11 protein-coding genes are annotated in these 11,193 nt (G+C 67.7%); 4 read left to right on the forward strand and 7 right to left on the reverse strand.

Going from position 1 to position 11,193, the window contains the following annotated elements; all coding sequences use genetic code 11:
* Positions 1–225: 225 nt before the first annotated feature.
* Together VKH46_08315 and thiO are read right to left on the reverse strand one after the other, a co-directional pair.
* The gene (locus VKH46_08315; protein HKB70831.1) at positions 226–2,106 is read right to left on the reverse strand and encodes a radical SAM protein; all 1,881 of its coding nucleotides are present in this window, start codon (positions 2,104–2,106) and stop codon (positions 226–228) included.
* 34 nt (positions 2,107–2,140) lie between these two features.
* Positions 2,141–3,322, reverse strand: a complete 1,182-nt coding sequence (gene thiO, locus VKH46_08320) for a glycine oxidase ThiO (GenBank protein ID HKB70832.1) — start codon at positions 3,320–3,322, stop codon at positions 2,141–2,143.
* Between the two features lie 522 nt (positions 3,323–3,844).
* Here thiO and VKH46_08325 point away from each other — a divergent pair.
* Genes VKH46_08325 through VKH46_08335 form a run of 3 tightly spaced genes read left to right on the forward strand, consistent with a single transcriptional unit; the run spans position 3,845 to position 5,627 of the window.
* On the forward strand, positions 3,845–4,438 hold the full coding sequence (locus VKH46_08325; protein HKB70833.1) for a peptidylprolyl isomerase: 594 nt from the start codon (positions 3,845–3,847) through the stop codon (positions 4,436–4,438).
* A 14-nt stretch (positions 4,439–4,452) separates the two neighbouring features.
* A complete protein-coding gene (locus VKH46_08330) occupies positions 4,453–5,436 on the forward strand; it encodes a phosphotransferase (protein ID HKB70834.1) in 984 nt (327 codons plus the stop codon).
* Positions 5,430–5,627: a twin-arginine translocase TatA/TatE family subunit gene (locus VKH46_08335; protein HKB70835.1), complete on the forward strand. Its 198-nt coding sequence runs from the start codon at positions 5,430–5,432 to the stop codon at positions 5,625–5,627. The genes VKH46_08330 and VKH46_08335 overlap by 7 nt, the downstream gene beginning before the upstream one ends.
* Positions 5,628–6,449: 822 nt before the next feature.
* Here the strand turns inward: VKH46_08335 and VKH46_08340 are convergent.
* The 5 genes from VKH46_08340 to VKH46_08360 form a co-directional block, all read right to left on the reverse strand.
* Entirely contained in the window at positions 6,450–6,674 is a 225-nt protein-coding gene (locus VKH46_08340; GenBank protein ID HKB70836.1) for a helix-turn-helix domain-containing protein, read from the reverse strand.
* A gap of 78 nt (positions 6,675–6,752) precedes the next feature.
* Entirely contained in the window at positions 6,753–7,580 is an 828-nt protein-coding gene (locus VKH46_08345; GenBank protein HKB70837.1) for a hypothetical protein, read from the reverse strand.
* 47 nt (positions 7,581–7,627) lie between these two features.
* Positions 7,628–8,437: an outer membrane protein assembly factor BamD gene (bamD, locus tag VKH46_08350; protein HKB70838.1), complete on the reverse strand. Its 810-nt coding sequence runs from the start codon at positions 8,435–8,437 to the stop codon at positions 7,628–7,630.
* Positions 8,434–9,093, reverse strand: coding sequence for a ribulose-phosphate 3-epimerase (rpe, locus tag VKH46_08355; protein ID HKB70839.1), 660 nt, complete (start codon positions 9,091–9,093; stop codon positions 8,434–8,436). The genes bamD and rpe overlap by 4 nt, the downstream gene beginning before the upstream one ends.
* The gene (locus VKH46_08360) at positions 9,090–9,812 is read right to left on the reverse strand and encodes a PASTA domain-containing protein (protein ID HKB70840.1); all 723 of its coding nucleotides are present in this window, start codon (positions 9,810–9,812) and stop codon (positions 9,090–9,092) included. Before VKH46_08360 ends, rpe begins: the two co-directional genes overlap by 4 nt.
* 120 nt (positions 9,813–9,932) lie before the next feature.
* On the opposite strand from VKH46_08360, the gene VKH46_08365 reads away from it, so the two are divergent.
* A complete protein-coding gene (locus VKH46_08365; GenBank protein ID HKB70841.1) occupies positions 9,933–10,907 on the forward strand; it encodes a PHP domain-containing protein in 975 nt (324 codons plus the stop codon).
* The last annotated feature ends 286 nt before the right edge of the window (positions 10,908–11,193 follow it).

Genomic DNA, 11,193 nt, shown 5'->3' on the forward strand with positions numbered 1-11,193 from the left:
AGAGGGGTTGGAAGACGGGTTCGGGCGAGCCGGCCCGCCGGAAGTCGCGAGTCATTCCGTCAGGAGTCCCGCGTCGGCGTCCGCTGGAATCACCTGACGGCGCGGCGAGGCGCGAGCCGGGCGGGATGCGGGCAGGCCGCGCCGCCCACAGGCGTACGGGTCAGTACGTCGAAGGGCGCGCGCGGCCTGTCCGCGCCCGCCCGGCTCGATGCATCGCCGCGCCGACTATTTGATCAATGCCGAGAAGACCGGGAGCATGGCCTTGGCCGCAATCGACGCCGGCGCCTGTGCGGGCGGCGTGATCGAGACGAGCGGCGCCGGAGCGTCCGCCGGAAGCGTCGGGAGCGGCACGCTCTTGCCGCGCGCGTATACGGTGTGGCGGCCGTTCTTCTTGTACCACTCGGCAAGGGTCGCCGAACGGAAGATCTCCTCGACGATCTTGCGCCAGCCCACGCCCGTGTTGTAGGCGCAGAAGGAAATCTCGCCCATCTGGGTCGCATACGGAATGATGCACATCTCGGTGCGTCGGAAGTCGTAGTTGAAGAGGTCCTGGAACCACATCCCCCCGACGAAGAGCACGCGCCAGGCGTAGCGCTTCTTCCGGGCGATCCCCATCTTCCCGCCGGTATGCCCGTCCATGATCTTGACGAGGTCCCACGCGCCGAGATTCCGCGGGAGGTTTTCCGGGCGGAGGTTGCGAAGGATCGACAGAGCGACCTGTCCGGCGGCGACGGCCTTGGACCGGGCGCTGTCGGTGATCCGCTGGAAGTCGAGAAGGAGCTGGTCGACGTTGATGAGCGACGGCACCGGAACGGCTTCTTTGGTCTTCTCGTGGACGAGGAGCATCGTCCCGATGCCGCAGTTGGGATGGCACCCGCACTTCATCGAGCCCCACTCGGCCTCGAGCCCCGTCAGCTGGTCCTTCAGGTCCGAGAACGGGCCGGACGCCGACAGCGGGAACCAGTCCCGCATGACGTCGCCGATCCCCGCCTGATCCTTCACGTCGTGCGCGAGGTGGGAAAGCGTGTAGCGCTGGCGCTTCAGGGTCTCGGCGTCGATGTCCTCGTCGCGGCCGGTGAACGAGACGGGCTGGAAGGAGAGGGCGTTGATCTTGTCGATGTTCTGGATCGCGAAATTCAGGATCGCGCCGACCTGGTCGTTGTTGACGCTGTTGACGATCGTCGTGACGAGCGTCACGTCGATACCGTACTTCTTCAGGTGCTCGACCGCCCGGAGCTTGACGTCGAAGAGGTTGCCGACCTGGCGGTGCTGGTTGTGGTCGTTCCCGACGCCGTCGAACTGGAGATACGCGAACCGCAGCCCCGCCTCGGCCGCCTCCTTGGCGAACTCCTCCTCCTGAGCGAAGCGGATGCCGTTGGTCGCGCACTGGACCGAGAAATAGCCGAGCTCCCGCGCGTACCGGATCGCCGGGATGAAATGCGGCGAGAGTGTCGGCTCCCCTCCCGAGAACTGGACGGAGAGCTGGCGCTTCGGCTTGATCGCGATCGCGTTGTCGAGGAGCTCCTTGACGTCCTCCCACTCGAGCTCGTGGACGAAGCCGACCTGGTTGGCGTCCATGAAGCAGGGGTTGCACATCATGTTGCAGCGGTTCGTCAGGTCGATCGTGAGGACGGCGCCGCGGCCGTACTTGATCGAGGACGACCCGTGGTCGTGGAGGCCGTCCTTGGGAATGCGGTAGTCGCGGCCCGGGTAGAGCGACTCCAGCCGGGCGAAGAACGCCGGGTCCGTCGACATCACGTCCTCGAAGTGGCCGTGGTCGGGGCAGTCCTTCTCCATGACGATCCGCCCGTCCTTCTCGACGATCCGGGCCTTGATCTCACCGGCGCGGCTGTTGACGAGAACGGACCAGTCCGCCTCGCCCGAGAGGATCCGGTCGCGAACTTCCTTGACGCATCCGGGACAGAGCGAATCGGTCTCCCGCGGGAATCCGAGCACCGGCCGGCTCCGCTCTCTCGACTTGATGAGAGGAGCGGGAGCCCACTTCGGCTGAAAGCTCCCCTCGGGGAATTTACGGTCGATGCGCTCCGCAACGCGCCACGCGCCTTCGGCGGCGGTGCGGATCGCGGAATAGAAATGTTTCTTCATTCGAGATCACCCATTTCCCAAGTGCTTGCGTTTCCTAGCGTTTTGCGATCTTACCAAGACGCGTTTCCCGCTGTAAAGCGGAAATCCTTTCGAAGTCCTGCCCTTCCTGACGCAGGAATCGCGCCAGCGCGAACGGCGCGAGCGCGCCGCGCGATCCGGTCCCGAGGACGGCCTCGGCGACGAGCCGGGCGGAGATCGGCGCGAGAAGAATGCCGTTCCGGAAATGCGCCGCGGCGAGAAAGTATCCGGGGAGCGGAGTCGGCCCCATGATCGGCAGGCCGTCCGGGGCCGCCGGGCGGAACCCGGCCCACGCCCCCACGAAACGCGCCGCGGCGAGCGCCGGCGCGACTTCGGCGGCGCGGCGGAGCAACCCGGCGATCCCCGAGACCGTCACGCTTCGGTCGAACCCCACGAACTCGAGGGTAGCGCCGGCCAGCAGCCGTCCGTGTTCGCGCGGCGCCAGGTAGAAATGGTCCCGGTGGAGCACGCAGGGGGGCCGGGCGCTCCCGGCGTCGATCTCGGCGATCTGCCCGCGGGCCGGGACGACCGGGACCGCGAAACCCGCCGCGCCGTCGAGCCCCGCCCAGGATCCCGTCGCGTCGACGACGGAGGCCGCGCCGATCGTCTCGCGCGGCGTGCGCACCCCCGTGCAGGCTCCGGACTCGATCCGCAGGCCCGTGACCGGCGTGTTCGTGAGGAAACGGGCCCCGCGGCGCTCCGCGCAGACCCGCAGGCCACGCACCAGCTCGCGCGGGTCCACGACCGCTTCCTCGGGGAATGCGAGCCCTTCCCGCACGGAAGGAGCGATCGCGCCTCCGGAAAGCTCGGCGAGGCGCTTCGCCTCGACGCGCTCCAGCGTCCATCCGGCCTTCTCCTGGAGCGCCGCGGTCTTCTCCATCGCGGCGGCGTCCTCCGGCCCGGCGGCGATCCGGACCGAGCCGCAGCGCGAATAATGCGGGTCGAACCCCGACTCGGACGCGAGCTCGTCCACCAGAGCCGGATAGAGCTCGGCGCTCCGCCGGCCGAGCTCCGCGAGCGGATCGCCCGGCTCGGCATAGGCCTGCGCGGTCAGCATCCCCGCGGCGGCGCCCGACGCCTCCTCTGCCGGCTCTCCGCGCTCGACCACCGTGACCGACGCGCCGCGGGCGGCGAGCTCCCGGGCGACCGCGCAGCCGATGATGCCGGCGCCGCAGACCAGAACGTCGGGGGTGTTCACGAAATGATCCTATCGCTGCCGTCGGTTTTGCGACGCTCGCGGAGAAAGATCCCTCGCTCGTTAATGGCCGCCGCACGGCGTCGGCAGGCGAGCTCGGGACTGAGACCTCCGCGCTCATGTCGATGAGCGCTGCGCGCTAAGGCTCGGATCGCAAAAACCTCCCGCATCGCAAACCTCCCCGCTCGGTGGCCGTCGCACCCGTGTGCTTGGCGATCCGCGCGCTCGGCGCTTTCGCGCCGGCCGCTTCGCGGCCGCGACCCCGCCATCGAATCGAGGTCGTAATCTCCAGAGGGGGTTTGTGGGATGTCTTCCCCAGGCCGGATGCGCCGCGCCCGTCTGCCGCGCAGCGGCAACCCCGCCAAGCGAGCGTCGCGAATGCGACGAATGGTGCTATGTTTCCCCCTTCGCAAGGAGGTTCCGTTGAGGAAGCTATCGATGATCACGGCGGCCGCGCTGCTCGCGGCTCTGACGGCTTCGGCCGCGCCCACCCGTCACAAGACGGCGAAGAAAGGGAGCTCGAAGATGGACCCCGCGCACACCCAGGCGACGCTCGTCACGGATTTCGGCGACATCACGATCCGGTTCTTCGCCGACAAGGCGCCGCACCACGTGCAGAATTTCATCGAGCTCGCCCAGAAGCACGTCTACGACGGCGTGCTGTTCCACCGCGTGATCCCCGGCTTCATGATCCAGACCGGCGATCCGCTCACGAAGAGCCCGAAAACGCCCCGCGAGCTGATGGGGACGGGGGCGTACGCCGCCCCGAAGGGGACCACGGAGGGATTCGTCTTCAACACGATCCGCGTGTCGGAGCCCGGCGGCGGCCAGAAGACGGAGACGATCCGAAACGTCAAGGCGGAGTTCAACGACGTGTCGCACAAGCGGGGGATCGTCTCGATGGCGCGCGCGAGCGACCCGAATTCGGCGTCCTCCCAGTTCTTCATCGTCGTGAAGGATTCGACCTTCCTGGACCACCAGTACACCGCATTCGGCGAGGTGACCTCGGGAATGGACGTCGCCGACAAGATCGCCGCGGCCCCGAGGGACAGCCGGGACAACCCGAGCTCCCCGATCCACATCAAGCGGGTCGTCCTCTCCCCGATTCCCGCTTCCTGATCGCGCCCTCCCGCGTGGAAAGCATCGAGGCCCGCGTCCGCCGGCTCTGCTCGGAAGCGGGCCTTTCCTTTTCCGGACTCTCTCCGCTCGCGGGCGACGTCGGGCAGCGCCGTTATTTCCGGGGGCGCGCCGGCTCCGGAACCGTGATCGCCGCCCTCTACCCCGAAGGACAGGAGGAGGCGGGCCGGCGCTGGGCCCGCGTCCGCGATGCTCTCTCCCCGAGCGTGCGGGTGCCGATGCTTCTCGCGGCCGAGCCCGGGGGCGCCCTTCACCTCATCGAGGACCTGGGGGACCGGCCGCTCTCCTCGGTGTGGAGCGACTCTCCGGGCCGAAGAGGCGAACGCCATGCCCGCGCCGCCGCGGTGGCGGCCGCGATCGCGGCGGTGCCCGACCCCGGAGCCAACCCTCCGTTCAGCGCCGATTTCTTCTTCACGGAGATGGAGAAGTCCCGCGAATCGTTCTTCACGAGCTTCGCGCGGGAGCCGCTCGCGGCGGGCGAGAGGTCGGTTCACGACGAATTCGCGCGCGCTCTCGCCTCCGAGATCGCCGGCCACCCCAGGACGTTCGTTCATCGCGACTTCCACCTCGACAATCTGCTCGAGGTCGGCGGCGGGATCGGGGTGATCGACTTTCAGGATGCCCGGCCGGGCCCCGACTCCTACGATCTCGCCTCGTTGACCGGCGAACGGGCGGCGCTCGTCTCCCCCGACCCGGCGGCGGCGGCGGCGGCGGTCGAAGCCTTCGCGTCCGCCGCCCGTCCCCGGGAGGGGTTCGAGGGGCGGCTGCGGCGCGTCGCTCTCCAGCGGGGATGGAAAGCCGCGGGAACGTTCGCGAAAGTCTGCTCCGAGGGGCGCGGGGGCGTCTACGGACGATTCCTCGCGCCGCAGATCGCGGCCGTGCTCCGGAACCTCGGCAAAACCGGGGTCGAGGCGGAGTTCGCCGCGATTCTGGCCCGCCGCTCTGCTAAGCTCTTCCGCCAGGAGGAATCTCCATGCTAGGCAGCCTCGGTTTGCCGGAGCTTCTCGTCATCTTCCTGATCGTGATCGTGATCTTCGGCGCGGGCAAGATCCCGCAGCTCGGTAAAGGGATGGGCGAGGGAATCAAGAACTTCCGGGACGCGATCAAGTCCGGCGCGGAAGGCAAGGACGCCAAGGACGCCAAGGAGAAGAAGGAAAGCGACGCGAAATAACCCGTCGCGGGCCCTCCGCTCGGTGGCTCGCGCACCGGCGTGCGCGGCGATCGGCGCGCTCGGCGCTGACGCGCCGGCCGCTCCGCGGCCCCGACCAGCGTCGCGCGCTGGATACTCTTCGCGGAGGGCTCTCCGCGATGCGAAGGCACCAAGGCACGACTCGCTCGACCTCCACCGCTAATCGAAACGCCCCGAGCCGTCTTCTCGGTCGCCGCCTGAAGCTCCCCCCTTCCCCGACCTCCGTTCCCCGAAGAATTTTCTCTCGGTCGCAACGCGCCGTTCCCGTGCGCCTTCGATTCCGGCGTGCGCCGGTCTTCCCGCGTGCGGGAGCTCGCCGCCGCTTCGCACGCGGTCAGCTGCGGGATAAATGTAATCAGGCCGATCCCGGCGCAAATTGAGAGCGCGTCGAGGCGCGTCGAGGCGCGAGCCCGGTCCGCCGTCGCTCTCACGAGCTATGGCGGATCGATCGCCGATGACGTTTCTTGGCTCGGAAGGCGGTGTCCTCGCTTCGATCCGCCGAAGCCTCGGCGAAGGCGGACGGGATGCGGGTCGCCGGCGGGCGCCTAAGGCGTACCGACGAGCGTACGTCGTGGCGACGGCCGGCGGCACGCGCCCGGCCGGCTCGATGCATCGCCGCGCCAGCCCTGCGGTTCTCGTGAGGAACAGCCACTCTCGATTCTGAAGCCGATGAGGCGCGGCGAGGCGCGAGCCCGCCGGGATGCGGGTCGCCGGCGGGCGCCTAAGGCGTACCGACGAGCGTACGTCGTGGCGACGGCCGGCGGCACGCGCCCGGCCGGCTCGATGCATCGCCGCGCCAGCCGGCTAGGCGCGGCCTTTGGGGAGCCGGATCTTCAGCAGCGACACCTTGTGCCGAAGCGTGTTCCGGTGAATGCCGAGCGAGCGGGCGGCGCGGATCAGATTGCCCGACGAGAGCTTCACGGCTCCCGAGATGTATTTCTTTTCGAATTCCTTCCGGGCGAGATCCAGGCTGATTCCGTGGGTGAGCAGTTCGTCGATGACCTGCTGAAGTTTCGCGTCGAGATCCAAGCCGCCGCCTCCAAACTCACGACGTTCCATGGGGTGTGAACGAGAGGCGCGAAGCTTACCACAGCCGCCGCCGCGGCGCTATTTGATCTCGACGAGGTCCCCCACCTCCATCGCGTGAGACATCGAGATGATCTGCGCGGTCGCCGTGCGATCGCCGACCGTGAGGATCGCGAGCTCTCCGAGAACCGTGCGCGGCGGCGCGATCGCCGCCTGGTAGGACCGAAGCTCGCCGTTGAAGTCGATGTCGAACGTGTGCGGAATCGCGTAGCGGAAGATCGTCAGGAAGTCGCCGGGAGACAGCCCGGCGTCGGCGCCGATGTCGATGATGACGTCCGTGCCGTCGGAAAGAGACTCGATGCCGTCGCGCGAGAAGACGATCGTGCCGACTTTCTTCCCGCTCGGCTCGTCGCAGTTGGTCAGCTCCGGCGTCCGGCGGGCGAGCGGGACCGGGATGGGCTCGAACGGCTTCAGCATCGTTCCGATCGGGACGTCGGTGCAGGCCGAGGTGATCTCGAGGATCGCGACCTGATCCTTGACGCAAAGCGCATGCGCCTTTCCGATGTACTGCGTGAATCGCCCGATCGGCTGGCCGTTCGGGATGTCGAAGACCTCGTCGCGGGGAGCGAGGAGCCAGTAGTCGTCGCCCGCGCGGATGCCGCGGTTGTCCGCGTAGATGACGTCCTGCGTCGAGAACGCGCTCTGCTCGTAAACGGCGTCCCCGGAAACGACGCTCCCGGCAAACTCCTCGTTCTCGGGCCCCACGTAGCCGAAGCAGTTCACGTCGGCTTCGGCTCCCATCGGCTGCGGCGCGTCGGGAGTCTGCGCCCGAAGAGGGGCCGCCGCCAGCCCGGCGAGAAAGAGGACGCTCAAAACCCCCGAAAAATTGGCGAGTGTTTTCCGGCGCATCGCTTGTCTCCTCAGTTCTCCTGCGGAAGTCTTTCTGGGGAAGGAGCTTAGCTTTTTTCGGCGGGTTTGTCAACCGCCGGACGGCGCTCCTTCCGGACCCGCAGCGCCCACGGGCTTCCCGGAAAATCCGCAGTCAGGTCGGCGTAGAGCTTGTCCGCCTCGTCGCGGCGCCCGAGCTTTTCGAGGGCCTCGGCGGTGAAGAAAAGGAGCTTGTCCCGGGCCGAATAGTCCGCGTAATGCTCCTGCGCCCAGTGAAACCGCCCGAGCGCGGCGCTCGGATCGCCCTTGTGGAGATAGAAGAGACCGACGGCGAACTCGTGCTCGGCGAGCACGTCCTTCAAACCGGCGACGCGCTTGCGGGATTCGTCGGCGTACGGGGAGCCCGGCGACTCCCGCAGGAGGTTCTCGTACTGCTTGATGGCCTCCCTCGTGTTGGTGGGATCGCGATCGGGCGTTTCGTGCTCCCGGTCGTAGCAGAGCGCGTAACGGTAGAGCGCGAAGTCGCGGTCCGGCGCGCTCGGATAGCGCGTCACGAAGTCGCGGTAGCGGTATCTCGCCTCGAGGAAACCCGTCCGGCCCCGCTGCTGGAAATACGAGTCGGCGACCATCAGCAGCGCCTTCTGGCCGAGGGGGTCGTTCGGGTAGCTCTCGAACACGAAGTTCAGGTACTTGCGCGCGTCGTCGAGCTTCTTCCTCGCGAGCAGCGCCTTTCCCTTCTCGAAGATGGTTTCTTTCGGGAGAGACAGGAGATCGCGGGTGATCCGGTCCGGCTTCTTGTTCCCCGAGCATCCGGCGAACAGGACGACCGCCAGCAGGGCGGCGCCGACGCGTTTCACAGCGCCCGCGGATCGATTCACGGCGTCTCCTCGGCGCGCTGACGGAGCGCGCGGATCGCCGCCGCGGGATCGGGCTGGCCGTAGACGGAAGTGCCCGCGACGAGGATTTCGGCCCCGGCCGCGCGGCAGGCCGCGACGTTTTCGAGCGTGACGCCGCCGTCGACCTCGATCGGGACGCTCCGGCCGGCGAACATCGGCTTCATCCCCCGAATCTTGTCATAAGTCGAGGCGATGAATTTCTGGCCGCCCCAGCCCGGATTGACCGACATCACGAGGACGTGGTCGACGTCTCCCGCGGCCGCCTCGAGAAAGCGCGCCGGGGTCCCGGGGTTGATCGCGGCGCCCGCGGAGGCCCCGCCCGCCCGGATCCGATCGAGGCAGCGGTGCAGGTGCGCCGTCGACTCGACGTGGACCGAGACGAGCTGCACGCCGCAGAGGTACCGGTCGAGCGTCTCCTCCGGCTTGTCGATCATGAGATGGACGTCGAGCGGCAGGTCCGTCGCCTTGCGCAGCGCCTCGACCACCGGCCATCCGAACGTGAGCGTCGGAACGAACCGGCCGTCCATCACGTCGACGTGGACCATGTCGGCCCCGCCTTCCCGGGCCGCCGCGAGAGCGTCGGCCAGCCGCGCGAAGTCGGCGGCGAGGATCGACGGCGCGATGCGGACGGCGTTCACGGCCGGGTCGCCCTCGCCGCCGTGAAAGTGACCGGATCGCGCGGAGAGCACGGGTACCCGGCCGGTGGATACTGCTTCAAGATCGTGTCGGGAGCGAGCCCTTCGTACTCCTCGTAGTGGATCGCGCCGACTTTGAAGCCGAGGGTCGTCAGCCTCTCCTTCTCGTGCTCCGCGTCGTGGCCGACGAGGTCCGGCATCACGAAAAGGCGGTCGGGCGCGCCGCGGTTGACGAGCACGCCGACCGGCGTCGCGTCGCCCGCCGGCGAATCGGGCGCCGGGCTCTGCGACGTGATCCCCGCGGCCTGCGTCTCGCGATCCGTGGAAACCGCCCCGAGGGTCAGGGAGGCGCGCGAGAGCGAGAGCGACGCCGCGCGCGGCGACAGGCCGGTCAGATCCGGAACGCGGATCGACCGCGGACCGAGAGAGAGCACGACGCGGACGGTCTGGCCCGGCTTGACGAACGAGCCCACGGAGGGGCTCTGCAGCAGCACCGCGTGCGCCGGCACCTTTTCGTCGAAGCGGTCGCGCCCCTGCTCGGCCTTGAGATCGAGCCCGGCGTCGCGGGCGATCTTCGCGGCCTGGTCGAGGTCCCGGCCGATCAGGTTCGGGACGAGGATCGAGCGGCCCAGGACCGACTTCTCGAAGGAGAGCCAGCCGAAGATCGCGAACACGGCGACGAGGACTCCACCGAAGAGAAAGCGGAAGAGAATCCGGCGCACGGGCGGAAGTTAGCACGGGTCCGGACGCGGAAGACGGGGAATCGAACCGCTCCGCCGAGGCCTCGCGGCGCCCGCGATGCTCCGGTTGACTTGGAACGAGGCTCGCAAGAGACTGGCGGGATGGAGAGCCCTCCCGAGCGACCGCCCGACTGGATGTCGGACCTCCGGTTCAAGAAGGTCGATCTGCACTGCCATTCGATCTACTCCACTTTCAAGTATTTCCGGGTGGCGAACACCCGCGACTGCTACAACAAGCCGGAGGACGTCTACCGGACCGCGAAGGAGCGCGGGATGGATTACGTGACGTTCACCGACCACGATTCGATCGACGGCTGCAAGGCGTACCTGAACGACCACCCCGACGCGGCCGACTTCTTCATCTCGGAGGAGGCCGAGACGTGGTTCCCCGACACGCGCCAGCGGATCCACGTCAACATCTTCAACCTGAACGAAGCGCAGCACCGCGAGGTCACGCGGCTGCGCGAGAACATCTACGACCTCGTCGCCTATCTCAAGAGCGAGGAGCTGACCTTCTCGGCCAACCACATGTTCCAGAACTACCGGATGCGGAACTCGCCCCGCCGGTACTTCGAAGAGATGCTCACGATGTTCGACATGTTCGAGGTCAAGAACGGGGCGATGACCTCCCACCACAACCGCCTCGTCGAGGACCTCATGGCGCTCGTCCGCGCCAAGAACGGACGCGTGTCGCTCGTCGCCGGCTCGGATGCGCACACCCTCACTCCGCTCGCGAAGGTCTTCACGGTCGCCGAGTGCGATTCCCTCCCGGACTACCTCGAGAGCATCCGCACCGGGCAGTGCTACGTCTTCGGGACGGAGATCGGCTTTTCCCACTTGATCAGCGAGGTCTACGCGCAGGTCTTCCGCTACTACGGGAGCGTCTTCAACTTCTCGAACCCGGAGTTCACGCGAGCGGAGAAGGCCCGCCATCTCGCGCTCGCGGCGATGGGCGCGCCGTTTTCGGCGGTCGGCGTCCCCTTCGCGATCACGTCGCTCAACTACCTCAAGCAGATCTTCGTGTCGCGCCGGATCGGAGAGGAGATCCGGAAGGACCTGGACAAGGAACCGTCGTAGGCGGCCTGATGCCGCTCTCCGGATCCCCCTCTTCTCAGTCATCCTGAGGAGCCGCGCGACGGAAGGATCTGCTCCGGTACGTTCGCCTCCGAGGAACCGGGGCAGATCCTTCGCTTCGCTCAGGATGACACGGAGGACCGGCGAGACGAGGTCATTCGACGAGCCATTTTCTCCTGTCATCCTGAGGAGCCGTGCGACGAAGGATCTGCTCCGGTACGTTCGCCTCCGAGGAACCGGGGCAGATCCTTCGCTTCGCTCAGGATGACACGGAGGGTGGCAAGGCAGT

This window comes from Thermoanaerobaculia bacterium, from assembly GCA_035260525.1.
GTDB lineage: Bacteria > Acidobacteriota > Thermoanaerobaculia > UBA5066 > DATFVB01 > DATFVB01.